We start from the raw sequence: 23793 nt of genomic DNA on the forward strand, positions 1-23793 counted from the left end.
GCCGCCAGCATCGGCATCACCGAACGCACCGCGCAGAACATCGTGCGCGATCTCTACGAAGCCGGCTATCTGACCCGCGAGCGCATCGGGCGGCGCAACCGCTACAGCCTCAACCTCGACCGGCAGTTCCGCTACCGCACCGAGGCCGGTGTGCCGATCAGCGTGCTGACCGACATCTTCACCCAGCGCGAGCTGTCCCCCCGAAACGGCCAGCCCGGCGAAACGCCGGGCAAGGCGATCCCGCCTCTCCGCACCCGGTTCCGGCTGGATGACAGCCGCTGACCTGCCACGACAGGCAGCGCCACTCCGGCTCGGAGGCGGCTTGGCGCTGGCCCCGCGCTCCCGGACGCACCGGCGCGGCCGGCGCGCCGCACCCACCGCCCGAACGGCTTCAGACTCTGGCCCGCCGCGCCTTTGTCACGCTGCTCCGGACCTCCGACTACGAGCGCGTCCGGGCGGCCCTGCAGGAGACGATCGGCCCGCTTGTTCGTCGACCGGCTCGCGGGCCTGCTCGAAGGCCCCGACACCCGGTTGCGCGCCCACCTGACCGGAGCCCAGCTCCTCGGCGTCATCCAAGCTTGGACGATCATGGATCCCGAGGGCGTCACCGACGCCGCCCTCGACCGGGCCATCGAACTGTACGGCGCCTCCCTCCAATGCCTCATCAGTCCTGACGGTGACACGCGATGACCCGGACGTCACCGGCGGCCGGCGGCGGGCACACCGCTGCCACCTGACGTGCTCGGCCGGCGGGTGCGGGGATGGTCAGCCGGTGTAGTCGGTGGTGTGGGTGGTGCCGGCTGGCCACAGATATTTGCCGTTGTCGGCCGGTGAATAGCGGGTGTTCCCGTCGCCGGTGCGCGCCTGGATGAGGTTGTTGCGCCAGGTGGAGCCGCGAGCGGAGCCGCCCCAGATGTTGCCGTACAGGAAGCCGTACAGCTGATCGAGCTCGGCTGAGAACACGTTTCCGGTCACGGTGATGTTCTTGGCGTTGTCGACGGTGCCGATGCTGAGGGCGTAACCCCATCCGGAGATGTAGTTGTCCGTGACGGAGACGTTCTGGTAGACGCCCGTGCCTTGCAGGGCGAGCGCATTGGTGTTGCCGAGGGATGCCAGGGTGTTGTGGCGGACGATCATATTTCCGCCGTCGCCTTCGCTCTGCGGTCCGATGCCATCGTGGTGATAGACATCGTGTGTGGTGTCGGCCATGTCATGGATGTAGTTGTTCGTCCAGGTCGAGGGGCGGTCGGGGAATCCCGTCACCATGATCATCCCAGCGTTGCCCCAGATGTCGTTGTGGTCCATGACGGCGACGGCTTCCTTCATCGTCGTCGCGAGCTGCCAGGAGTCCTCGAACGGCGTGCCCGGTTCGGTGTGGGAGGAGGACACCGTGCCGTCGTTGCCGGGAGGCATCGCGTAGGAGCTGGGCTTGAACGTCGAGTACAGGAACTTGATGTTGGTGTCGGAGTAGATCTGCACCAGGTTGTCGTTGGGGTTCGTGCCCTCGAACAGGCAGCCCACGAAGGTGAGATTGTCGCCGTAGATGTAGGTCTTCAAGGCGGTGAAGCGCGTGAAGGCGATCACGCTGTTGTCCGGGTATTCGACCCGCAACGGCTTGTCGGGGCTCATGCCGGCCGCGTAGTCGGTGAGCTTTCCGGGATAGGCCCCCAGCCCGAGGCCACCGGCGTTGGCGGGGGTGTTGGAGTAGCCGGTGTTGGAGAAGTCCGGCCAGTATCCCGAGCCGTCGTTGGGCCGCGCCTCGATGGCGGAGGTGAGAGTCGCACCGCTGGCGGCAGCGGCCTGGCCGTCCTGCGTGCTCGCACCGGCCATCAGGACCGAGGTGACGAGAGCGGCAGCGGCGGCGGCGCCAGCCCATCTGATCAGGCGGTTTACCGAGAAGTGGCGCGGTTGCGATAAATGCTGAGATGGCATCCTATTAAGGTCCCCAAGTCTTTGGACAATAAGATAACAACTCCGGACGGGCTGAGCTTGTGGTGTGCATGGGCCTCCTGCCGGCCTTCGTCATGCACGTTATGCCTTTGCCGTCCGGCGCCGAACACCTTAGGCCATGTTGATCAACTCACACAAGGAATCCGAGGAGGCGGTTCGCCGCGATTTCCTTGGCTCGGGCGAGGGCGGAGCGTGGCGGTGACGCTTCGTTCATCGGGAGTTTCCCTACTGGCAGGATCGGCCCCCAAGACGATCTGCAGGTGGGGCTCGGAGGCCGTATTGCCGCAGCTAGAGGGTACTGATCGACAACGTCGCCATTCGGCTGACAACGTGCGATTTGATGCGGTAAAGTGCTTCGGAAAGTCGCGCGCGATAGTGCCGTCGTCGGTAAATGCCGGGCGACAATGCTTGGGCTTTGTTAATTTCTGGTGCCGCTGCCCTCTTCCTTGCTTCCGTTTCGTATACCTGGCCGCGTAATGAGATGACGGGTGCGGGCAAGGAGCGTGCCGGACATCAGGATTGACCGCATTTTTCCGGGCAGAGCTTGACCTCCGGGTATTGTGTTGACGGCTTGTCCAGGAGTGGCTGCCGTCGTGCCTTCCGGTGCTGGTCGAGAAAGGCTGCCACATAGGGGCGGGCAATCGCGGCGCTGCACTTCGCGGGCTTGATGCCGAGGGGAGGCCCCATCAGCGGAATGTCGGTGAACGCCTGGTGGTCGCTATCCGTCACCACGATCCAGCGCTTCCATCCGGTCAACAGCTTCCAGTCACGTCCGATGATGAGTCGTTGCCGCCGGGGACGTGCTGCTCCGTACCGATGATCATGAACGGCCGGGAGAAGCCGCTCCTGGGGATCCGGGCGTAGGTGCTGCCGTCCACGTCGATCCCGGCGCGTACGCGGGAGTCCTTCACCATGGCCGCCAGGGCGGAGGTTGAGTTTCCGCGTCACCGCGACGAATCCGGAGGTCAGCAGCGAGCGAGGCGACCGGCTCATCCAGGATCAGCAGCTCGGGCCGCTTGGCCAGGCTCAGGGTGAGGGCGAGCTGGGCGCGCTGGCCGCCGGACAGCTTGCCCGCCCGGTGAGCGGGATCGAGGCCGAGTTGCGTGATGCGTTCGCGTGCCATGGCCTCGTCCCAGCGGGGGTTGAGCTGTGCGCCCAGTCGCAGGTGCTCGGCGACGGTCAGTCCCGCGTAGACGGGGGTGTCGTGGGCGACGAACCCGACCTTGGCCAGCTGCGCGGGCGTGCCCGCGGGGCGGCCGCCGAGCACGGTGATGGCGCCCGCAGTCAGTTGGAGCTGGCCACCGGCAAGCTTGGTCTTCCCGGTCCCGACCGACCCGACAACGTGCTCATATGTGTTCCATATGCGGGCGTTGCGATACTCGCGTGCTTCTGGTTGAAGACGAGCGGCCCCTCGCCGGGTACATCGAGGCCGGGCGGCTGCTGCGCCCACCCGGGACGGATCGCGGTCACCGCCCGGACCGGCAGCGGCCTTGACATCACCGTCGACCGCCCGACCCGGTGACGAAGGGACGCGAGATCGCGGGGCACCGACTCGCTTCGGGAATAACCCCTCCCTGTGAAGTGATCCGGTCTGGTGCCGCCATCTGGCGGGACGGTGACTGTGATCACATGCGTCCCCACTCTCTGACTTAGTAATCGGTACCGTATCGTTTACTAAGTGACTGACACCGTACTGGTCGCAGGCGCCGGCCCCACCGGGCTGGCCCTGGCCATCCACCTGGCATTACACGACATTCCCGTCCGCGTCATCGACGCCGCACCTGGCCCCGCCACCACCTCCCGCGCCCTCGGCCTGCAACCACGCGGCGTCGAGGTCCTGGAACGCATCGGCGCGCTCGGCGACCTGCCGCAACGTTCCCAGTCCTCGCTCAACATGTCCTACAACGAGGGATCGCGCACCGTACTGCGGCTCCACGTCGGTCAAGCCGTCGCCGACCAGCCGAAACAGGCGCTGCTGATCTCGCAGGCCGACGTCGAGGGCACCATGCGGCAACGCCTGGCCGAGCTGGGCGGCCAGGTGGAGTGGGGCACCCGGCTGGTCGCGGCCCGGCAGGACGACACGAGCGTCACCGCCACCGTGCAGACGGCCGGCGGCGGCGAGCAGCACATCGAGACCCACTGGCTGATCGGCTGTGACGGCGCGCACAGCACCGTACGCAAACTCGCCGGCATCGGCTTTCCCGGCCGCAAACTCCTCGAACGCCTGCTGATGGTCGACGTGCGGGCCCGCTGGCCGCTGGACAAGAACGGCAGCACGACCTGGATGGACGCCGGTCACATGCTGTCGGTCACCGCGCTGCCGGACGACACCTGGCGGGTGTTCACCGAACCCCCGCCGGACCTGCCGGACCAGCTGTCCGAGAACGAGATCACCGAGCGGGTGCTGAGCGAGTTCTCCCGCCGCAGCGGCGTCGGCCTCGACACGGTCAGCGACGTCCGCTGGGCCTCGGAGTTCCGCATCCACCGCCGCCTCGCCGACGCCTACCGGCGCGGCCGGATCCTGCTGGCCGGCGATGCGGCACACATCCAGAGCCCCACCGGCGGCCAGGGGCAGAACACCGGGCTGGGCGACGCGGAGAACCTGGCCTGGAAGCTGGTGCTGGTCGCCCGCGGCCGCGCCGAGCAGCGCCTGCTCGACACCTACGAGGGCGAGCGACGGCCGCTGGCCCGAAAAGTCCTGCGCGCCACCAGCACCGCCGTGGACATCATGCTGCCACACGACCCGTGGAAACGCCTGCTGCGCGACAAGGTCGTCCTGCCGATCGTCCGCCTGCCCGGGATCCAGCGCCGGCTGTGGCTGGCCGCCTCCCAGCTCGGCATCAGCTACCGGGGCGGACCGCTGGCCTCCGCCTCGCATCGGTGGACGCGCGGCCCGCGCCCCGGCGACCGGATGCCCGACCTCGCCTGCCGACGGCTCGACGGCGGTCAGACCACGCTGCACGCCGCGATCGCTGGACGCTGGGTGGTGCTGGCCGGCGATCGGCACGTCGCCGCCCGCCACGCCGAGGCCGCCGCGGCACAACTGGGCGCCGACCTGGTCCTCGCCCTCACCCCGGTGGAGCCGCACCCGCACGATGTGGTGCTGATCCGCCCCGACGGGCACATCGGTTGGCGTGACCAGCCGGGACCCGACAAACTGACGGCATGGCTGAACCAGGTGCTGTGGCCGGCATAGAACGCCACGGCCGCCCACGCGACCCAGGAAACGACGCCGCCATCCTGGAGGCGGCGTTGGACCTGCTGATCGAACGCGGCGCGGCGGGCACCAGCATCGAAGCGGTCGCCCAACGCGCCGGGGTGGCAAAACTGACCGTCTACCGCCGCTGGCGGGCCAAGGACGACCTTCTCATGGCCGCACTGGAGCACGCCCGCGCCCCCGACATGGACGCTGCCCCAGCCGGGCAGTCGATCGACGATCTCGTCTCGTCCATCGCCGAGCTCCTCAGCCGCCCCCGCTTCCGCGCGCTGATGGCTCGCGTCATCGGCGCGTCAGTCGACTACCCGAGGCTGGTGACCGCCTACACCGAGCGCTACCTGCGCCCACGGCTGGACGCCCTGGCGCAGATCGCGCAGCAGGCCATCGACGCCGGCCACTTCCCACCGGACACCGATCCGAGCGTCATCCACGACATCCTGGCCAGCTCGATCGGATCCGTCCTGCTCCAGCATGCGGAAGATGTGACCGCAGCACAGGTCGAGCGCCGGCTGCGGATTCTGTTGCACCACATCGGATACCAGCCCTGATCTCCATGCGCGAAGAAGGCTGTGGCGGCCGGGCCAGCAGGCGGTCGCGCGCGAAACTCGTGGCTGGAGCGGCACCCATGGCCGGTCGTCCCTGCTGGCCAGGGACTTTGTCCCCTGGAGACGGGGCCGGGGCGGGCGTGTACTGAAGACGTGAGATCGGGATGGAAGGAGCGGTACCGTCCACGGCTTGCCGCGCGCGTCTGAGGAGGCCAGGGAGATGACGAGAACGATCGTGGTGGGGATCGACGGCTCGCCGGCATCGTACGCCGCGCTGGACTGGGCGGCCGATGACGCGGCCCGGCGCAGGCTGGGCGTGCGCATCGTGCACGTACGCGGCCCGTGGACAGCCGAACACTCGCTGACCGCGGCCGGCGATCACCAGACGTTGACCGAGCAGTGCGACGCGATGCTGCGGGCGGCGGCGAGCCGGGCACAGCAGCGGCGGCCCGGCCTGGAGGTGACGACCGCGCTGGGCGTGGGCGCGGTGGCCGAGCGGCTCAAGCACGAGGCGCGGAGCGCCGACACCGTGGCGCTGGGCAGCCGCGGCCTCGGCAGGGTCTCGGGACAGGTGCTGGGCTCGGTCGGGCCGGCGCTGACCGGCCAACTCTCCTGCCCTCTGGTCATCGTGCACGAGCCGGCTCAGCAGCCGTACGGCGAGGTCGTCGCCGGGTTCGACGGCTCGGCTGACGCTGAAGCCGCCCTGGAGTACGCGCTGGAGCAAGCGCAGGCTCGGGATGCCCGGCTGCGCGTGCTGTACGGCCTGCAGGCGCCGGTGCAGACTCCGCATCCGGTGGGCTACGGGCCCATCCCGAACGGCATCACCGAGCAGGAGATCGAGCAGCGGCTGACAACGTGGCGGCAGAAGTACCCGGAGGTCGAGATGGTCGTGTCGGTCCTGGCCGGGAATCCGGTCACGGTGCTGGCCCGGGCGTCCCGGCAGGCCGATCTGGTCGTGGTCGGGTCGCGCGGACTCGGCGGGTTCGCCTCCGCCGTGCTCGGCTCCGTGAGCCGCGGCATCCTGCGCCGCGCTCGGTGCCCGGTGGCCGTGATACGCCGGCCGGACCGGACATCATGACCGTCATCCGCACCCCGCCGCACCTGACCGGCAGGCCCGCCGTGACTGGGACGCGCCGCAGGCCGAGACGGCCGGTGCTCCAGACTTCGACCGGGGCAGCCGCAACGTAGGGTCTGCCGCCAGGCGGAGCTGGCCGCGCCGCCGCGCCGCCGCGCGGCCTGGCGCCGGTCGCATCGACCGCCGCCGCGCGGACGCGCCTGCGTACCACCTTCATGATGGTTGACGTCTCGGCTCGCCTTTCAGAGCAGGGCGTCGATGGCGATGGGGAGCTGGCGGATGCGGCGGCCGGTGGCGTGGAAGACGGCGTTGGCGATGGCGGGTGCCACGCCGACCAGGACGACCTCGCCGAGGCCCTTGACGCCGATGGGGTCGGCGACGTCGTCACGGCCGTCGAGGTAGATGGCTTTCAGCTGGGGGACGTCGGCGTTGACCGGGACGAGGTAGTCGGCCAGGTTGGCGTTGGTGATCCGGCCGTCGCGGGGGTCGGTGAGCGTGTGTTCCAGCAGGGCCGCGCTGATGCCGCCGACCATGCCGCCGATGGCCTGGCTGTCGGCGAGTTTGGGGCTGATGATGCGGCCGGCGTCGTAGACGGCGAGCATGCGCCGGACCCGGACCAGGCCCAGCCGCTGGTCCACGGCGACCTCGGCGAACACGGCTCCGTAGGCGTACATGGAGGACTGCGGACGCGCGGGCGTGTAGGCGCCGTCCGCTTCGAGGTGGGTGCGGTTGTTGCGGGCCAGCAGCTGCCGGTACGTCTCCCCGCGTCCGGGATCGTCCTTGAGCTGGAGCCGGCCGTCGCGGACCACGACGTCGGCCGGGGCGGCGCCGTGCAGCGGCGACGTGGCGTCTTCCACGGCGAGCTGGATCGCCTGCAGGCGCAGTTTGTCGCAGCCGTCCTGCACGGTGGATCCGACGCTGGCCATGGTGAGAGAGCCGCCGTGGACGGGGGCGGGCGGCAGGATGGTGTCGCCGAGCCGGAAGGTCACCGCGCGGACGGCCAGGCCGAGGGCGTCGGCGGCGATCTGGGTCATGGACGTGTACGTGCCGGGGCCCATGTCACTGGTGGCCGATTCGACCAGGGCGGTGCCGTCGGCGTTCAACCGTACCCGGGCCTGGGCCGGGGCGCGGAGGGTGTCGTAGACGGCGGCTGCCACGCCGGTGCCGATCAGCCAGTCTCCGTCGCGGGTCTGGCCGGGCTCGGGGTTGCGGCGGCTCCAGCCGAACTCGCGGGCGCCGGCGGTCAGGCACTCGCGCAGCCGCCGGGTGGAGAACGGCAGTCCGCTGGCCTGGTCGTTTTCGGGCTCGTTGCGCAGGCGCAGCTCGATCGGGTCGATGCCGAGCTCGTGGGCGAGCTCGGCGATCGCGCTCTCGATGGGGAAGGCGGCGGTGGAGTATCCGGGACCGCGCATCGGGGTGGGCGTGTTCACGTCCAGCGGCACCGTGCGGTAGGCCTGGCTGACGTTGGGGGTGGTGTAGAGCATCTGCCCGGGCGACAGGACGCCGCGTTCGCTGAACCGCTCATACCGTGACGTCTCGGCGCGCAGGTCGTGGATCATCGCGGCCAGCCGGCCGTCCCGGTCGCTGCCCAGACGCAGCTTGTACTCGTAGGCGGGCCGGAACCCGACCCCGGAGTAGAGCTGCTTGCGTGTCAGCACGAGCTTGACCGGGCGGCCCACCTCGCGGGCGGCCAGAGCCGCGATCACGGTGTGCGGCCAGCAGCGGGCGGCGTTGCCGAACGCGCCACCGACGAAGGGGGAGATGACGCGTACGTCGGTGGCCGGGATGCCGAACACGGCGGCGAGCTCGTCGCGGGTGCTCTGCACCCATTGGGTCTTCTCCCACACGGTGACCCGCGCGCCGGTCCACCGGGCGACGGTGGCGTGCAACTCCATGGCGTTGTGGTGGGTGCGGGAGAGCCGGTAGGTCATCTCCAGCCGTACGGGTGCCGCGTTGAAGGCCGCGTCGGCGTCGCCGCGGGCGTAGGCGGCGGGATCGTTGGCCGGGGCTCCGGTCAGGTCGGTGACGGGCTGCTCGGCGGCGTAGTCGACGCGCACCAGGCCGGCGGCGTGCTGGGCGGCCTCCAGGGTGGTGGCGACCACCGCGGCGACGGGCTGGCCGTGGAAGCGGATCTGGTCGTCCTGGAAGACGCGCAGCCGTTCGCCCGGCAGGTTGAGCGAGCCGGGGTTGGGCCGGTACGGCAGCGTGGGGGCGTTGCGGTGGCTGAGGACCTTCAGGACACCTGGTTGCGCTTCGGCGGCGCTGGTGTCGATGGCGGTGATGCGGCCGCGGCCGACACCGCTGGTGACGACGACGGCGTGCACGATGCCGTCAATGCCGTGCTCGGGGCCGTGGTCGGCGGCGTAGGTGGCCTGCCCGGTCACTTTCAGCCGACCGTCCACCCGCGACAGCGGGGCGCCGACCGCTCGTTCTGGCTGCGGGCTCATGCGGTTCCTCCCACGATGCGGAGCTGGCGTTCGACGGTGCGCTTGAGCAGTTCGACCTTGAACCGGTTGTGGGTGAGCGGGCGGGCTCCGTCGGCGGCGAGCGCGGCGGCGGCGGCGGCCCACAGCGCGTCGGAAGGGCGCCTTCCGACGAGGTGCCGCTCGACGGCGGGCAGCTTCCACGGCACGGTGCCCACGCCGCCGGCGGCGACCTTCGCCTCGCGGATGACACCTGCGCGCAGGTGCAGGGCGACGGCGGCTGAGGTGAGCGCGAACTCGTAGGACTGCCGGTCGCGGACCTTCAGGTAGCCGGACTTCAACGGGCGCGGGTGAGCCGGGATCTCCACGGCGGTGATCAGTTCGCCTGGACGCAGGTTCTGCTCGCGGTCCGGCGTGGTGCCGGGCGGGAGCAGGAAGTCGGCGAACGCCACGCTGCGCTCGCCGTCCGGGCCGAGCAGGTGCACGGTGGCCTCCAGCGCCGCGAAGGCGACGGCGACGTCGGAGGGGTGGGTGGCCACGCATTCGCCGGACGTGCCGAGGATCGCGTGGGTGCGGTTGACACCCTCCAGGGCGGAGCATCCGGAGCCCGGCCGGCGTTTGTTGCAGGCGGCGCTCACGTCGCGGAAGTACGTGCAGCGGGTGCGCTGCATGATGTTGCCGCCGATTGTGGCCATGTTGCGGAGCTGGGGGGACGCGCTCAGCTCCAGGGCCTGGGAGATGACGGGATAGGTGGTGCGCACCTTGGGGTGGGCGGCGGCGTCGGCCATCAGGGCCAGGGCACCGATGCGCAGAGCGCCGCGTGCGGTGACGGTGATCTCCCGCAGGGGCAGGCCGGCGATGTCGATCAGGGTTTCAGGGCGTTCGACGGTCTCGCGCATCAGGTCGACGAGCGTCGTGCCGCCGGCGATGTAGCGTCCGCCGCGCCGGGCGGCGTCGATCGCCTCACGGGTGCCGGCGGCCTTGGTGAAGGTGAAGGGATACATGGCTGCTCACTTCCGGCCCGCGGCCTGCTCGACGGCGCGCACGATCTTGGTGTAGCAGCCGCAGCGGCAGATGTTGCCGCTCATCCACTCCCGGATCTCCGCATCGGAGCCGGTACGGCCCTCTTTGATGCAGCCGACGCCGGACATGATCTGCCCGGGTGTGCAGTAGCCGCACTGGAAGGCGTCCTGGTCGATGAACGCCTGCTGCAACGGGTGCAGGCGGTCGTCGCCGGCCAGGCCCTCGATGGTGGTGACCTTGGCGCCGTCCAGGCGTACGGCCAGGGTGAGGCAGGAGTTGACGCGCCGACCGTCGACGAGCACGGTGCACGCTCCGCAGGCGCCGGCGTCGCAGCCCTTCTTGGTGCCGGGCAGGCCGAGGTGCTCGCGCAGCAGGTCCAGCAGCGAGGTGCGGTTGTCGACCATGACGATGTGCCGGTCGCCGTTGACCGACAGCGTCACCCGGCCGGCGGGCGGCGCCTCGGCGGCCACCTCCTCGGCTGCCGCGGATGATGCCGCGGCGGGTCCGGACGGCGTCGCGGCCAGGCCCGCGGTCGCGGCGACGCCACCGGCGGTGGTGGTGGTCGCGATGAACGTGCGCCGGGACATGGCGGTCGCGGATCCCTCGGCGGGAGCGACGGGTTGACTCGGGTAGTTCGGTAGACATGGCCACTCTCTCGTAGCGGTGGAGGGGGTCAGTGGTCGTACGTGGGCTGTGGGTTCGGCCGGTGCCTCACTGTCGATGCATGCAGGGTGCGGGGGAGTGCGCAAGGGGCGGGCTTGACACCGTGACCGGACGGTGGCCAACCGCACCGTCAGACTGGCGGCTCGGCCGGCCTCGTGACAGGGCGTGCTGTGCCAGGGAACGGTGTTCAGGGGAGTGGCGCAACCCCCCACGCTCGATGGATCGCGATCGGGGTCAGGGCTGTGCGCCCGGCGGCGTCTCATTCCTCGCGGCCGCATGCGCGGCGGACTCGTGCGCGGTCAGGTCGAGCAGCAGCATCGCGTCGTAGTCCGGGCTGCCGGGCTCGGCGACGTAGACCCCGAGGCGCTGGCCGGGGGTGCCTTCCAGGGTCATGGACTGGGCGCTGAGGCTGAGGGTGCCCACGTGCGGATGGTGGAAGGTCTTGCGGATGGGCTTGCGTCCGGTCACGTCATAGCGCTCCCAGAGCTTGGCGAAGTCGGGGCTCTTCAGCAGGAGCTCGCCGACGAGGTTGGTCAGGTCGGGCGCGTCCGGCGCGGTGCCGGCCTGGGCGCGCAGCCGGGCGACACAGCCGCGGATCTGGTTGTCCCAGTCGGGGAACAGCCCGCGCGAGGCGGGGTGCAGGAACAGGTAGCGGGCGATGTTGCGCTGCTTGAGCGGCCAGTCTTCCAGGCCCGCGTACAGGGCGAGCCCGCCGGGATTCCAGGCCAGGACGTCCATGCTGCGGCTGACGATGTAGGCGGGGCTCGGGCGCAGCGTCTCCAGCAGCAGCCTCAGATGGGGGCGTACGGTCCGGCTGGGCACGGGCGGCGGCTCGGAGACGTAGCAACCGCGCGGGCGGCCAGCTCGCGCAGGTGCTGATGCTCCTCGTCGTCGAGCCGGAGCGCGCGTGAGAGGGTGTCGATCACCGAGGGGCTTGGCCGGGTCTCCTTGCCACGCTCGAGACGCACGTAGTAGTCGATACTGATCCCGGCGAGGGTGGCCAGCTCCTCCCGGCGCAGCCCCGGCGTCCGGCGCAACCCGGTGCCGACGGACAGGCCCACCTGCTCGGGGCTGGTCTGGGTACGGCGGGCACGCAGGAACCGGCCCAGCTCCGTGTCGCTGCTGCTGGTGGTGCTCTGAGGTGCCATACCTCCAGTTTCACACCACGCCGGCGTGCTCAGTGGCCAGGTGGGGGGCCGTGTCATTACCCCCGAACGTCACACCCCGGCACGACCCGCCCTGGCACCGAAGCCGGAACCACGCAAAAGTGAATACCAGTAACGACCCGTATGTCCCATTTACAGAGAGTCTTGCTCCTGTAGGCCACTCGGAGTGCATGAAATATTACAAAGGGCGACATCGGTGCGGCGCGCCTCCCGTACCGCACGATGTCCATTGCACAGAAACGGAGAACCCGATGAAGCACATCCTGCTGGGCGACCTGGAGGTCTCCCGCATCGGTCTGGGCGCGATGGGGATGTCCCATGGCTACACCGGCGCCGGCAGCGACGATGCCGAGTCCATCCGCACCATCCATCGCGCGCTGGAGCTGGGCGTCACGCTCATCGACACCGCCGAGATCTACGGCCCGTACATCAACGAGGAGCTCGTCGGCAGGGCGCTCAAGGGCCGCCGCGACCAGGCCGTGATCGCCACCAAGTTCGGGCTGGTCTCCCACGCCGGCGACGGCCCCTGGAACCTCGACAGCAGCCCGGCCAACGTCCGCACCGCCGTCGAGGGCTCGCTGCAGCGCCTGGGCACCGACCACATCGACCTGTACTACCAGCACCGGGTGGACCCGAAGGTGCCGATCGAGGACACCATCGGCGCGGTCGCCGAACTCGTCCAGCAGGGCAAGGTCCGCCACATCGGCCTGTCCGAGGCGTGGCTGGACACCATCCGCCGCGCGCACGCGGTCCATCCGATCACCGCGCTGCAGTCGGAGTACTCGCTGTGGACCCGCGACCAGGAGCAGGTGCTGCCGCTGCTGCGCGAGCTGGGCATCGGCCTCGTCGCCTACTCGCCGCTCGGCCACGGCTTCCTGACCGGCAAGATCCGCTCCGAAAGCGACTTCGGCCCCGACGACTTCCGGGCCACCAACCCCCGCTTCACCGGCGAGAACTTCCAGCGCAACCTCGCCCTGGCCGACGAGGTGCAGGCCATCGCCACCGAGGCCGGCGCCACGCCCGCGCAGGTCGCCATCGCCTGGCTGCTCAGCAAGGGCGACGACATCGCCCCCATCCCGGGCACCAAGCGGGTCCCGCGCGTGGAGGAGAACGTCGCCGCCGACGACCTCGTACTGACCGCAGAGCAGGTCGCCAAGCTCGACAGCCTGCCCCCGGCCGCCGGCGGGCACCACAACGAGGCGCAGATGCAGATGATCGAGCGCTGACCCGGCAACTATCGAGGAGTACGTCATGCGAGCAGCCGTCATGTACGGCGCCGGCGACGTCCGCGTCGAGCACCGGCCCGACCCGAAGATCGAGCAGCCCACCGATGCGATCGTCCGCGTCGTGCTGTCCTGCGTGTGCGGCAGCGACCTGTGGCCGTACGCGTCCATGCCCGCCACCGGCACCGGACGCCCGATGGGACACGAGTTCCTCGGCGTCGTCGAGGAAACCGGCTCCGACGTCGCGACCTTGCGGGCGGGCGACGTGGTCGTCACGCCGTTCACCTACTGCGACAACACCTGCGACTTCTGCCTCAAGGGCCTGCACTCCTCCTGCCGCCACGGCGGCCGCTACGGCCTGGACGGCGACGTCTACGGCCAGTGGCGCGCCATGCAGGAGCTGTACGGCCAGGGCCGGATCAAGGCCATCGGGGTGTCGAACTTCTACCCTGACCGGCTCATCGACCTCATCGACCACAACGAGGTGGCGCCCGCGGTGAACCAGATCGAGACCCACCCGTTCTTCCAGCGGACCGCCGACCAGCAGCTCATGGGCGAGCGCGGCGTCCAGATCGAGTCGTGGGGCCCGTTCGCCGAAGGCAGGAACAACCTGTTCACCCACCCGCTGCTGAGCGAGATCGCCGACGCGCACGGCAAGTCGGTGCCGCAGGTCGTGCTGCGCTGGCTCATCCAGCGAGGCGTCGTCGTGATCCCGAAGTCGGTGCGCCCCGACCGCATGGCGCAGAACATCGACGTCTTCGACTTCGAGCTCACCGACGACGAGACAGCCCGTATCGCCACCCTGGACACCGGACACTCGCTGTTCTTCGACCACCGTGACCCGGCCATGGTCGGCCAACTCGGACAAGTGCGCGTCAGCGACTGACGCGGCTGGAAGCGGCCTCCGCCGGCGCGATTCCGTCGCCGCGAGGAGCGGCGGCCCGCCCGCGAGATGACCGAACCCCGCGCACGCACCCCACCGGAGCATGTGATGACGAACCCTGGCGACGATCCCACCGCCGCGCTGGAACGGCGCTCGTTCCTGCGCAGCGCGTTCCTGTCCGGAGGTGCCATGATGGCCGGCGTCCCGATCCTCGGCTGCGCCGCCTCTCCGCCTGCCCGGCCGAGTTCCGCGCCGGCGAACCAGCCCGCCCGCTCCAGCCCGGCCGCCAAGCCCATCCTGCTGGCCTACTTCTCCCGGGCGGGGGAGAACTACCACTACGGAGGACGCCGCAACCTCAAGGTCGCCAACACCGAGGTCCTCACCCAGATGATCAGCAGGCGCATCGACTGCGACGTCCACCGCATCGAACCCGCCGACCCCTACCCCGACGACTACGAGGAGACCGTCGCACGGAACGTGCGCGAACAGGACGCCGACGCCCGCCCGGCCATCGCCGGCCCACTGCCGACGATCGACCGCTACGACACGGTGCTGCTGGCCAGCCCCATCTGGAACGTCCGAGCACCCATGATCATGACGACCTTCACCGAGTCCCTCTCCTTTCGCGGCAAGACCGTCTTCCCTCTCACGACGTACGCCATGAGTGGTCTGGGGACCACCGAACGCGACTACGCCGCCTCATGCCCGGGCGCGACCATCGCCGAAGGCCTCGCCGTGCGCGGCGAAGAAGTGAGCAGCGCCCAGGCCGAGGTCGACGCATGGCTTCGACGCGCCGGTCTTCGCTGAGGCCGATCAGCTGCGCAGGCGAAAGGAGAACGACACCAGCCACGGGCGTCAGCCGGACGATCGTCGATGTGGTCGCAGCCCCCGAGGCACCGTTCCGGCTCCTGCTGGGAAGCGATGCGATCACCGGTGTCGAAGCCGAGCTGGACACCCAGCGCGAGGAAATCCGCGCCTGGGAGGAGATCAGCCGGAGCACCGACTTCTCCGGCTGAACGGGCGGGCATCGCTAGTGGTAGACCAGCCGAGCCCGGTAGCCGCCGGCAACGGGGTCCACCGACGCATGGGTGACGGTGTAGCCCTGCTGGACGCGGATCTGGTACTCGAAGAGCAGGATCTGGGTGGCGATCAACTGTGAGGTAACGCTCGACGTCCACGTGCAGGATGGGTTGCAGACCTGAGGCATGACCGATGCTGCGGAGGCTGTCGAAGGTACCAGCGTTGCGCTGGCCAGGCTGCCCAGAAGCAGTGCGAGCCCGGCAAGGGCGCGTTTGCTGCGCACGGCACATCCTTTCGCTCGATGGAGGAAGCACGCCTACGGTGCCTCCAAGTTGAGATCGAATCTAGGTGTGCGACGGTCGTTTCCCCAGGTCAGCAGCAGGACATTTACCGGACATCCGGGCGAGGCCGTCCGCTTTCAGCTCTCTGGCGCAGAGACGCTGACCTCGGCCGGGCGCGGGCGGGCGTCCTCGGCGGTGCGCAGATGGCGTACGGGCGACAGCAGCACCCACATCGGTGCCAGCGCGAGCCCGATGCCTCCCACCAGCAGCGCGGGGCGCAGGCCGATCAGATCGCCGAGCAGGCCGCCGGTCAGGGCTCCGAGCGGGAGCACGCCGAACGACAGCGTGCGGTAGGCGGCGTTGGCCCGCCCGACCACGGCGGGGGGCACGGCGACCTGCCGCAGCGTGACCGCCTGTGAGGCTGACACCGCGAGGCCGAATCCCTGCACGAAGTAGGCGACGGCCAGCACGAACGGGGCCGCCGGGCCGGAGGCGAGGGGGATGGCGACGAGCGGCGTGGAGGCGATCACCATGGTCGCGATGAGCACGGGGCCGAAGCCGAGCCTGCGCACCAGTGACTGGATGGCGAGTGCTCCCAGCACGGCGCCCACCGCCGCCGCCGAGGCGATGGTGCCGATGACCCCGGCGGACAACCCCAGGTCGTGCACGGCGTACAGGACGTAGATGGCGGCGATGAACTGGCTGAAGAAGTTGAACGTGGCCGCCTCCAGGGCGACGGGCCGGACGTGGCGGTTGCCGAAGGCGGCGCGCGATCCTTCGGCGATCTCCTGCCGGATCTGCCGCCGACCGCCTGGCGCCGGAGCCGGCTCGCGGTGCCGGATGCGCAGCAGGAACAGCGCCGAGACGAGGAAGGAGGCCGCGTCGAAGACGAGTGCGACAGGTGCGCCGAGCAGCTGGATCAGCAGGCCGCCCAACCCCGGCCCGGCGAGCTGGCCGAAGGAGACGCTGAACTGCAGGCGGCTGTTGGCCCGCGTCAGGCTCCGGCCGGGCACGAGCGTGGGCACGTACGCGTGATAGGCGGTGTCGAACAGCACGGTCAGCGCCCCGCTCACCAGGACGATCAGGTAGAGACCCTCGATCTTCAGTATTCCGGCCAGGGCGGTGATCGGGATCAGGCCGATCATGACGGCTCGGCCCAGGTCGGCGCCGAGGAGCAGCGGGAGGCGGCGGCCGCGGTCGATCCACACGCCCGCGAGCAGGGTGAACAAGAGCGCGGGCAGGTAGCCGGCGGCGTTCAGCAGGCCCATCTGCGCGGGGCCGGCGTCGAACAGCGCGACGGCGGCCAGCGGCAGCGCCACGGTGGTGATCTGGGATCCCACCTGCGAGACGGACTGCGCGGCCCACAACGATGCAAAGTCGCGATCTTCTACCCTTTTAAACAATGTCACGGGGTTAGAAATAGATGGTTCTAACCCTGTGTGTCAACTCTTATAGTTAGAGCATGCCGTTCATGTTCGTCGGGGGCTCGCTTCCCCTCGACTTCGCCAACACGGTGAGCTGGCACACGGGGCCGGAGCCGTACGACCATCTGCGTACCCCCGCCGACCTGGCCGAATGGGCGGAGCAGGCGGGGATCCCGGCGCCCGCCGGCACGCAGTCCACCCTGGACGCGGCACGCGACCTGCGCGAGGCGTTGTTCCGCTCGTTTCGCGCCGCCACCGACGACCATCCGCCCGACCCCGGCGATGTGGACAGGATCAACGCGCACCTGCGAGCGGCGATGGGGCATCTGCGGCTGACCGCCGACCTGGCATGGAGCTGGGACGAGCAGCACTCACCCGACCTGGTCTCGTGGACGATCGCCCGGCAGGGCGCCGAACTGCTCGCCTCGCCCGATCTGCGGTCGGTGTCCATCTGCCAGGCCGACAACTGCGGCTGGCTCTTCCTCGACCGCCGTCACCTGCGCCGCTGGTGCACCAAGGAGGGCTGCGGCAACCGGGCCAAGGCGGCCAGGCACTACCAGCGGGTCAAGGCAAAGAGGGTGTCGCCGTCACAGTGAGCTCCGCCCCGAGCCGAAGGCTGGAGATCTGATGCCGGCTTCCGGCCGGTTCGTCGAACAGGTGCCATGAAGGGGCCGCGATCGGTTGGTGGACGAGGCCGTCACCAAGTCGCGGCGCCATGGCCGGAGTCATCATGACTTCCCTGCGGGATCGTCAAGAATGCTCGGAGGATGGCCGCGGCGCGCTCCAGATGCCGCGTAGCGGCCGCATGCCTTCCTCGACGTAGTCGGCGATGGGGCGGTTGCCGCCGTCGAGATACCACTGCTCGAGTGCGGCGAAGTAGCCGAAGGCGAGGGCGTTTGCGATCACGCGGGCCTGCGTCTCACTGATCTCCCCGGTCGCCTGGATCAGCGGTGCGATCCGCTGGGCGGCGCGGTCGAGTGTGGCGCAGACGGCCGTGCGCACCGACGGCTCGGCGAAAAAGTAGCGGACCCTGCGCCACGGGCTCTTGCCGGCCTGCGGGACCTGGCCGGACTCCGCCGGGGAGTCGGACGCGCGCCCCGGCGCGGCCTCGTAAGCGCGGATGGCTTGGAGCAAGCTGTCGATGGGGTCGCGCGGGTCGAGGAAGTCTTTGAGCGTTTCCGGGCTCATGGTGTCGAACTCGTCAGCGACCAGAAGGGACGCATGCGATGACACCGAAGCCGGGACCGCGTAACCAGCCTTCACCGGCGCTGCTGTGCACCGGGGCAGGGCTCACCGGGCTCATCACCCTCTTGCCCCTCATCGACCAGGGCATCCTGGCGGACCACATCAAGGCCGGCTATCCGGCCTACGAGCCCGGTGCGATCAGCGCCGCCGTCACCGCGTACCTGGTGATCCTGTCCGCGGTCGGAGGGCTGGGAATCCTCGGCTGGCTCAGCGTGGCCTGGGCGGCTCGGGTCGGCAAGAGGTGGGCTCACCCGCTGGCGATCGGGCTGCTCGCGGCTGCGGTCTGCTTCGCGATCGCCGCACTGACCGTCCGCGACACCTCGGGGGACGTCGGCCTCGCGCCGCTGCTGGGCTGGCTGCAGGTCCTGCCGTGTGCGGCCGGTCTCGCCGCGATTGTGCTGAGGAGAAGTACGAGATGACCAAAGCGTCGGGGAACATCGGCCGCGTAGTCGCGGGCGGGGTCGCGGCGCTCAAGCGCAGGATGTACCGGGGCGGGCGGCCGAACGCGCTCATGCGGCTCATCAACCGTTTAGATGTCCTCGTGTACGGGGCCCGGCGGCTGTCGCCGCGCCATTTCGCCGTGTTGAAGGTGGTGGGGCGCGGCAGCGGGACCATCCGCTCGGCTCCGGTCGCGATCACGGGCTACCGCGATGAGGAGTTCCTCGTCTCGATGCTCGGGCCGGACGCGAACTGGGTGCGCAACGTCCAGGCCGCGGGCGGTAAGGCGGCGCTCCACCGTCAGGGCCAGGAGACTCGGATCCTGCTCGAAGAGATCCCGTCCGAGCATCGCGCCGAAATCCTTCGCCGCTACCTCGCCCTCGCACCCGGCGCGAGACCGCACCTGGGGCTGCGGCCGACGGCTCCTCTGCCGGAGTTCCAGCGAATCGCGCCTGGTCACCCCGTTTTCCGCATCCACCAGCACCCATGAGACGGGTACGGCCGGAGCCCGGCCTGACGATGGCCGCTCTCGGGGCCGATCAGGACCGGCGCGGACCGTTCAGGCGCGGACCGTTCAGTCGCCGGACCAGAAGGCGGTGAGCAGCGCGTTCAGCCGCTCCGGCGCCTCGACGTGCGGGTAGTGGGCGCTGCCGGGCACCTGCTCGTGGCGGGCGCCGATCCGCTTGGCCGTGACCCGCGCGCAGGCCATGAGAGGGACGCCGCCGCGCTCCCGGTACGGGCCGGGCGCGTCCTCCCAGGTGCCCGAGACGACCAGCTTGGGGAAGGCCGCCGCCCGCAGCACCGGCAGCGGGAGACCCGCCTCCCAGCAGACGCGTTCGCGCAGCGCCGTGCCGGCCGCGCGCAACCGCCGATCGCCCGTCCCCGGCTGCGGCATCCCCGTCGAGCCGGCGGCGGCCTTAAGCCACTCCTCGGGCGTCAGGTCGGGAAGGTCGGCGTAGGCGGCGCGGTTGGCGTGCAACGCCTCAGCCACGGCGGGGTGGTCGGCGGCCGCCTGGTAGCTGCCCGGCTCGACCAGGGTGAGCGAGCGCACCGCCTCCGGCCTGCGCGCCGCCGCGATCATGGCTCCGACGGCGCCGTACGAGTGGCCGATCAGGTGCGCGCCCGCGCCGAGAAGCTCGGCGACATCGTCGGCGTCGGCCAGGTAGTCGCCGGGGAACCTGTCACCGGCGTCCGGGCTGCCGCCGTAGCCCCGGCGGTCCATCAGGAGCAGCCTGAACCGGCCGGCCAGCGGGCGTTGCGCCGCGAACCCGTACGCCGGGTCATCGCCCCAGCTCGTGGAGCCGTGCACGAAAACCACCGGCGGCCCGGACTCAGGGCCGAGCGCGGTCACGTGCACGTCGCCCGGCAGCGGGCCGTTCGGGCGGAACACCGGGGCGAGGGCGGGCATCCAATCCTCCTTGAACGCTGTCTAATTCTCTTAAACGTTGTATAAGGGAGGTGAGAGGGCAGCGTCAAGGCGAGTAGGGTGATCGCGTGCCGTCGTCAGAGTCCTCCGGCGGGTCCGTGTGGCTGCGTCCCGAGCGGCCGCCGCGCGACCGTCAGCTCACCCGGGAGCGGATCGTCGACGTGGCGGTCGCGGTCCTCGACGCAGAGGGTCACCGCGGCCTGTCGATGCGCCGCGTCGCCACCCAGCTCGGGGTGACCGCCGGCTCGCTCTACTGGTACGTCCACACCAAGGACGATCTGCTGGAGCTGGCCCTCGACCGCGTGCTGGCGGAGGTGCGCGCCGACCCTGACGCGTCCGACTGGCGGGGCGGCCTGGCGGCGCTGGCTCGCAGCAACCGCGCCATGCTGCTGCGCCACCGGTGGGCCCTGTCCGAGCTGACCGTCAGGGCCAACCTGGGCCCGAACGCTCTCACCCTGGCCGAGACCGGACTGCGGCTGCTGGAGCGCGCCGGGTTCACCGGCGCCGACCTCGACGCCGCCATGGCCGCCGTCAACGACCACGTGGTCGGCGCGGTCATCGCGGAGGTCGCCTGGCGCGACACCCTGGCCCGCATGAGCGGGACCGGATCCGGCTGGGACGAGCGGGCGGCCGAATACCTGCGCCAGGTCGCGGAACGCCACCCGACGCTGGCCGGCAGGATGGCCGCCACGGGCGAGATCGACGTCGAGCGCGAGAGCGAACGGCGCTTCGCGTTCGGCCTCGGCTGCCTCCTGGACGGCCTCGCCGCCCACTGCGCCGGCCCGTCCTCGTCATAACGTCGCCGACCTCGAATACCAGCGCGCCCGCGTCATCTCGACGGGCGGCGGCGTTGAGCACCGTGCACCGGGCCACCGCCAGGTCGGGCTGGCCAACACCGCGGGAATTGCCGCCCGGCAGTTGTAACAACTATCGTTACGACCAGAACCGAGGCGCGAGGGGGGTGGAGTCCGACGTGAGTGCCAACAGCAGGCTGACCATCGCGGCACACGCCCTGACATGGATCGGGCTGTATCAGCGCCGCGGCCACGAGGTCGCCACCTCCGAGCAGATCGCGACGAGCGTCAACACCAACCCGGTGGTGATCCGCCGCCTGCTGGCCAACCTGAGCAAGGCCGGCCTGGCCGAATCGCGGCGGGGGGCGGGGGCGGGCTGGATGCTCGCGCGGGACCTGGCGGCGATCACCCTGCTCGACGTCTACGAGGCGATCGAACCGGGACCGGTCTTCGCCCTGCATCGCGCGACACCGGACCCCGAGTGCGTCGTGGGCCACGGCATCGGGCCGGCGATGACCGCCGTGTACGACAAGGTGGAGGCCGCCCTGCGCAGCGAGCTGGCCAAGACCACGCTGGAGGACGTGCTGCGGGACGTCCTGAAAGCCGCCTGACCTCGTACCGCCAATTTCCCCCGGTCGAGAGGACCGTACCTCGCACATCGTCAATGTAACCAAAACGGTTACATCAAGAACTGGAGACTCTCATGGGACAGCTGGACGACAAGACCGCCCTCGTCACGGGCGCCTCCAGCGGCATCGGCCTGGCGATCGCCCGCCTGGACATTGTGGTGGTCAACGCCGGGGTCGGGGACTACGGCCCGCTCGGCGCGATCACCGAGGAGGCGTACGACCGCACTACCTCGATCAATCTCAAGGGCACGGTCTTCACTGTCCAGAAGGCGCTGCCGCTGCTGACGGCCGGCGCCTCGGTGATGCTGCTTTCCTCCAGCTCGGCCCTGCGGGCCGTCCCTGGGCTGGGCGTCTACGCCGCCACCAAGGCCGCGATCCGCAGCCTCGCCCGCACCTGGGCCGCCGAGCTGGCCGGCCGCGGAATCCGCGTCAACGCCCTCACCCCCGGCCCTGTCGAGACCCCGGGCCTGGACGAGCTCCTGGCCGCTTTCCCGCCCGGCGATCGGCCCACTGCGGCCGAGCTCGCCCCACCGACCCCGCTCGGCCGCGCCGGCCATCCCGACGAGGTCGCCGCCACCGCCCTCTACCTTGCCGGCGACCAAAGCACTTTCACCACCGGCGCGGAACTGTTCGTCGACGGCGGCGCCACACAGCTTTAGGCACCAAATCGGCGACGCGGGACGCAGCAGCCCGATCCCCGGCACCGCACCGGTCGATCTTGGCGCGCTGCGCGAAGGCGGGGCGCTCATGCATCTCGGCGGTCCGCTGAGCGGCAAGCACTTCCGGTTCCAGGGCTGAGGCCCGACCGGCACACCTGTACGACAAGGACATGGACGATGACAACAGATGCCCAGACCTCGCGGACCGTGGCCGAGAAGTTCGTGGAGCGCCTCGGCAGGCAGGACCCCGACGGTATCCAGGAACTGTTCGCCGAGGAGATCGACTGGTACGTCCCCGGCAGTGACGCGCTGCCCTGGACCGGACGCCGTACCCGCCGGGAGGAGGTCGCGCCGTACTTCACCACGATGTGGCCGCACTTCGCGCGCGGCAGGAGCAAGGTCGTGCTGGAGCGCGTCATCGTCGACGGCGGTGACGTGGTACTGCTGGCGGTCTGGACGCACACCGTCGTGGCCACCGGGAAGGAGTTCACCACACCGGCGGCCATGCACCTGATGGTCGAGGACAACCGGATCGTCCGCATGCATCTGTACGAGGACACGCTGACGGTCGAGAACGCGTTCAACGCCGGCTGAGTGGAGAGTGCTCATGTGCCCCGTGGCTCCGGGGCACACGGCGGCTAGGACCTCGCATTCGCCGTCCAGCCCCGCCCCACAGACCCGGCGACGTCACGTGGGACGTCCAGGACGTCCGGGGGACGTCCTCGCTCTCGCAGGCCATCCACAAGGACAAACACGCCATCGCCTTCGCAACCTCCCTCAGGCCACCAGGAGTCACACGCTGGTCGTCCCCAGAGCGCACCACCGGGACCGACGACGGCGATTGCCTGGAGCAAGGGTCAGGAGCAGGCTGGGTGTAGCCGCCGAGCGAGGAAGCGCTCAAACGTCAACAATTCGGGGTGCTGTCGGCGCAGGGCCTGCACATCGGCTCGGTAGCCCTCCTCGGCGAACCACTCGAACATGCGCTCGTCGATCGGCAGCGCCTCGAACCTGGTCGGGGTGCCGGTAACGCGCTCATAGATCTCGGCGACTTCGGGGAAGGTGAGCTCGTCGCCGGCGAGCTCGATCTGCTGGCCGATGAACTGTCCGGGACTGTCAAAGGCGTCGGCGGCGAAGACCCCGATGTCGTCGGTGGCAATGAGTTGCATCGGCTTGTCGGGCCTGACCGGCAACGCAAGGAGCCGCTCATCCCCGGCGTCGGCGTAGTGCAGGAGATTGTTCATGAAGAACACCGGCCGCAGGATGGTGGCGGGCACGCCGAGGGCCAGGATGTGCCGCTCGATCTCGGCCTTGCTTTCGAAGTGGTCGATGCCGGTCTCGCGCTCGGCACCGCCCACGGAGCTGTAGACGAGGTGGGCGACGCCGCTGTCCTGGGCAATGTCGGCCACCGTCTTGCCCTGGCGTACCTCGGCGGCCAAGGTCTTGGGCTCGTAGGCCAGCGCCTGAACGCTGAACACGCCGTACACGCCTTGCATCGCCTCCCGCAAGGAGCCGGTGTCATCGAGATCGCCCTGGACCAGCTCGGCGCCATGGTCTCGCAGGGCCTGAGCCGCGGACTTGCTCGCATCGCGTACCAGCGCACGAACAGCCCACCCGCGAGCCAGCAGTTGGCGGGCCGTGGCCCCGCCTTGATTGCCGGTCGCGCCGGTGACGAGAACAACACGGGAAGTAGACATGGTCAGGTAACCGCC

Annotated in this window: 29 protein-coding genes and 1 pseudogene; 16 read left to right on the forward strand and 14 right to left on the reverse strand. The window is 70.0% G+C overall.

Translation table 11 applies throughout. The annotated features are described in order from the left end of the window. Both ETD85_RS63210 and ETD85_RS21075 read left to right on the forward strand, forming a co-directional pair. Positions 1-282, forward strand: a pseudogene (locus ETD85_RS63210) (hypothetical protein); the annotation flags it as partial. 132 nt (positions 283-414) lie between these two features. After that, positions 415-690, forward strand: coding sequence for a TetR/AcrR family transcriptional regulator (locus ETD85_RS21075; RefSeq protein ID WP_276617241.1), 276 nt, complete (start codon positions 415-417; stop codon positions 688-690). A 75-nt stretch (positions 691-765) separates the two neighbouring features. On the opposite strand, the gene ETD85_RS21080 is transcribed toward ETD85_RS21075, so the two are convergent. The 4 genes from ETD85_RS21080 to ETD85_RS21090 all read right to left on the reverse strand — a co-directional run bounded on the left by ETD85_RS21080 (position 766) and on the right by ETD85_RS21090 (position 3688). Then, positions 766-1830, reverse strand: a complete 1065-nt coding sequence (locus ETD85_RS21080) for a hypothetical protein (RefSeq protein ID WP_138691470.1) — start codon at positions 1828-1830, stop codon at positions 766-768. 633 nt (positions 1831-2463) lie between these two features. After that, positions 2464-2706 carry a hypothetical protein gene (locus ETD85_RS21085; protein WP_138691471.1) on the reverse strand — a complete coding sequence of 81 codons (243 nt, stop codon included), beginning with the start codon at positions 2704-2706 and terminating at the stop codon, positions 2464-2466. Further along, the gene (locus ETD85_RS63215) at positions 2703-2864 is read right to left on the reverse strand and encodes a hypothetical protein (protein WP_170246775.1); all 162 of its coding nucleotides are present in this window, start codon (positions 2862-2864) and stop codon (positions 2703-2705) included. Before ETD85_RS63215 ends, ETD85_RS21085 begins: the two co-directional genes overlap by 4 nt. Then, complete coding sequence (locus tag ETD85_RS21090) at positions 2858-3688, reverse strand: ATP-binding cassette domain-containing protein (RefSeq protein WP_338087159.1); 831 nt, start codon at positions 3686-3688, stop codon at positions 2858-2860. Before ETD85_RS21090 ends, ETD85_RS63215 begins: the two co-directional genes overlap by 7 nt. Between ETD85_RS21090 and ETD85_RS21095 the strand changes: the two genes are divergently transcribed. The 3 genes from ETD85_RS21095 to ETD85_RS21105 all read left to right on the forward strand — a co-directional run bounded on the left by ETD85_RS21095 (position 3629) and on the right by ETD85_RS21105 (position 6790). Beyond that, positions 3629-5146: an FAD-dependent monooxygenase gene (locus ETD85_RS21095; RefSeq protein WP_138691472.1), complete on the forward strand. Its 1518-nt coding sequence runs from the start codon at positions 3629-3631 to the stop codon at positions 5144-5146. The genes ETD85_RS21090 and ETD85_RS21095 overlap by 60 nt on opposite strands. A gap of 56 nt (positions 5147-5202) precedes the next feature. Further along, a complete protein-coding gene (locus ETD85_RS21100) occupies positions 5203-5715 on the forward strand; it encodes a TetR/AcrR family transcriptional regulator (protein ID WP_170246776.1) in 513 nt (170 codons plus the stop codon). Between the two features lie 217 nt (positions 5716-5932). Next, positions 5933-6790 carry a universal stress protein gene (locus ETD85_RS21105; RefSeq protein WP_138691474.1) on the forward strand — a complete coding sequence of 286 codons (858 nt, stop codon included), beginning with the start codon at positions 5933-5935 and terminating at the stop codon, positions 6788-6790. Between the two features lie 239 nt (positions 6791-7029). Here ETD85_RS21105 and ETD85_RS21110 read toward each other — a convergent pair whose 3' ends face one another. From ETD85_RS21110 to ETD85_RS64725, 5 genes are all read right to left on the reverse strand, one after another. Beyond that, entirely contained in the window at positions 7030-9234 is a 2205-nt protein-coding gene (locus ETD85_RS21110) for a xanthine dehydrogenase family protein molybdopterin-binding subunit (RefSeq protein ID WP_138691475.1), read from the reverse strand. Then, entirely contained in the window at positions 9231-10214 is a 984-nt protein-coding gene (locus ETD85_RS21115; RefSeq protein ID WP_138691476.1) for an FAD binding domain-containing protein, read from the reverse strand. The genes ETD85_RS21110 and ETD85_RS21115 overlap by 4 nt, the downstream gene beginning before the upstream one ends. 6 nt (positions 10215-10220) lie before the next feature. After that, positions 10221-10820 carry a (2Fe-2S)-binding protein gene (locus ETD85_RS21120; protein WP_138691477.1) on the reverse strand — a complete coding sequence of 200 codons (600 nt, stop codon included), beginning with the start codon at positions 10818-10820 and terminating at the stop codon, positions 10221-10223. A 310-nt stretch (positions 10821-11130) separates the two neighbouring features. After that, positions 11131-11718, reverse strand: coding sequence for an MmyB family transcriptional regulator (locus ETD85_RS64720; RefSeq protein ID WP_206058433.1), 588 nt, complete (start codon positions 11716-11718; stop codon positions 11131-11133). Further along, positions 11688-12044, reverse strand: coding sequence for a helix-turn-helix domain-containing protein (locus ETD85_RS64725; RefSeq protein ID WP_206058434.1), 357 nt, complete (start codon positions 12042-12044; stop codon positions 11688-11690). The genes ETD85_RS64720 and ETD85_RS64725 overlap by 31 nt, the downstream gene beginning before the upstream one ends. 269 nt (positions 12045-12313) lie before the next feature. On the opposite strand from ETD85_RS64725, the gene ETD85_RS21130 reads away from it, so the two are divergent. The 4 genes from ETD85_RS21130 (at position 12314) to ETD85_RS64730 (ending at position 15184) form a co-directional block, all read left to right on the forward strand. Beyond that, the gene (locus tag ETD85_RS21130; RefSeq protein WP_138691478.1) at positions 12314-13288 is read left to right on the forward strand and encodes an aldo/keto reductase; all 975 of its coding nucleotides are present in this window, start codon (positions 12314-12316) and stop codon (positions 13286-13288) included. 25 nt (positions 13289-13313) lie between these two features. Further along, positions 13314-14171, forward strand: coding sequence for an aldo/keto reductase (locus tag ETD85_RS21135; RefSeq protein WP_240779276.1), 858 nt, complete (start codon positions 13314-13316; stop codon positions 14169-14171). A gap of 105 nt (positions 14172-14276) precedes the next feature. Then, positions 14277-14975: a flavodoxin gene (locus tag ETD85_RS21140; protein ID WP_206058435.1), complete on the forward strand. Its 699-nt coding sequence runs from the start codon at positions 14277-14279 to the stop codon at positions 14973-14975. A gap of 68 nt (positions 14976-15043) precedes the next feature. Continuing rightward, positions 15044-15184 carry a hypothetical protein gene (locus ETD85_RS64730; protein WP_206058436.1) on the forward strand — a complete coding sequence of 47 codons (141 nt, stop codon included), beginning with the start codon at positions 15044-15046 and terminating at the stop codon, positions 15182-15184. 14 nt (positions 15185-15198) lie between these two features. Here ETD85_RS64730 and ETD85_RS21150 read toward each other — a convergent pair whose 3' ends face one another. Next, positions 15199-15471 (reverse strand): hypothetical protein, encoded by a 273-nt coding sequence (locus tag ETD85_RS21150; protein ID WP_138691480.1) that lies wholly within the window; start codon positions 15469-15471, stop codon positions 15199-15201. Positions 15472-15606: 135 nt separating this feature from the next. Further along, positions 15607-16878: an MFS transporter gene (locus ETD85_RS21155; RefSeq protein ID WP_276617243.1), complete on the reverse strand. Its 1272-nt coding sequence runs from the start codon at positions 16876-16878 to the stop codon at positions 15607-15609. Between the two features lie 53 nt (positions 16879-16931). Between ETD85_RS21155 and ETD85_RS21160 the strand changes: the two genes are divergently transcribed. Then, positions 16932-17489, forward strand: a complete 558-nt coding sequence (locus tag ETD85_RS21160; protein ID WP_138691482.1) for a CGNR zinc finger domain-containing protein — start codon at positions 16932-16934, stop codon at positions 17487-17489. A 154-nt stretch (positions 17490-17643) separates the two neighbouring features. Here ETD85_RS21160 and ETD85_RS21165 read toward each other — a convergent pair whose 3' ends face one another. Continuing rightward, a complete protein-coding gene (locus ETD85_RS21165; RefSeq protein ID WP_138691483.1) occupies positions 17644-18081 on the reverse strand; it encodes a hypothetical protein in 438 nt (145 codons plus the stop codon). Positions 18082-18119: 38 nt separating this feature from the next. Here ETD85_RS21165 and ETD85_RS21170 point away from each other — a divergent pair, with 38 nt between their 5' ends. Together ETD85_RS21170 and ETD85_RS21175 are read left to right on the forward strand one after the other, a co-directional pair. Further along, on the forward strand, positions 18120-18557 hold the full coding sequence (locus ETD85_RS21170) for a hypothetical protein (RefSeq protein WP_138691484.1): 438 nt from the start codon (positions 18120-18122) through the stop codon (positions 18555-18557). Beyond that, positions 18554-19066: a nitroreductase/quinone reductase family protein gene (locus ETD85_RS21175; RefSeq protein ID WP_206058437.1), complete on the forward strand. Its 513-nt coding sequence runs from the start codon at positions 18554-18556 to the stop codon at positions 19064-19066. The genes ETD85_RS21170 and ETD85_RS21175 overlap by 4 nt, the downstream gene beginning before the upstream one ends. An 84-nt stretch (positions 19067-19150) precedes the next feature. On the opposite strand, the gene ETD85_RS21180 is transcribed toward ETD85_RS21175, so the two are convergent. Then, positions 19151-19984 carry an alpha/beta fold hydrolase gene (locus ETD85_RS21180; protein ID WP_138691485.1) on the reverse strand — a complete coding sequence of 278 codons (834 nt, stop codon included), beginning with the start codon at positions 19982-19984 and terminating at the stop codon, positions 19151-19153. A gap of 86 nt (positions 19985-20070) precedes the next feature. On the opposite strand from ETD85_RS21180, the gene ETD85_RS21185 reads away from it, so the two are divergent. From ETD85_RS21185 to ETD85_RS21200, 4 genes are all read left to right on the forward strand, one after another. Beyond that, positions 20071-20799 (forward strand): TetR/AcrR family transcriptional regulator, encoded by a 729-nt coding sequence (locus ETD85_RS21185; protein ID WP_138691486.1) that lies wholly within the window; start codon positions 20071-20073, stop codon positions 20797-20799. Between the two features lie 176 nt (positions 20800-20975). Further along, complete coding sequence (locus ETD85_RS21190) at positions 20976-21407, forward strand: Rrf2 family transcriptional regulator (protein ID WP_138691487.1); 432 nt, start codon at positions 20976-20978, stop codon at positions 21405-21407. 92 nt (positions 21408-21499) lie between these two features. Continuing rightward, positions 21500-22084, forward strand: coding sequence for an SDR family oxidoreductase (locus ETD85_RS21195; RefSeq protein WP_138691488.1), 585 nt, complete (start codon positions 21500-21502; stop codon positions 22082-22084). Between the two features lie 177 nt (positions 22085-22261). Then, positions 22262-22678, forward strand: a complete 417-nt coding sequence (locus ETD85_RS21200) for a nuclear transport factor 2 family protein (protein ID WP_138691489.1) — start codon at positions 22262-22264, stop codon at positions 22676-22678. Positions 22679-22941: 263 nt separating this feature from the next. Here the strand turns inward: ETD85_RS21200 and ETD85_RS21205 are convergent, their stop codons facing one another. After that, positions 22942-23778, reverse strand: coding sequence for an NmrA/HSCARG family protein (locus ETD85_RS21205; protein ID WP_138691490.1), 837 nt, complete (start codon positions 23776-23778; stop codon positions 22942-22944). Positions 23779-23793: the final 15 nt, after the last annotated feature.

The organism is Nonomuraea zeae (genome assembly GCF_005889725.1).
In the GTDB taxonomy this organism is placed as follows: Bacteria; Actinomycetota; Actinomycetes; order Streptosporangiales; family Streptosporangiaceae; genus Nonomuraea; species Nonomuraea zeae.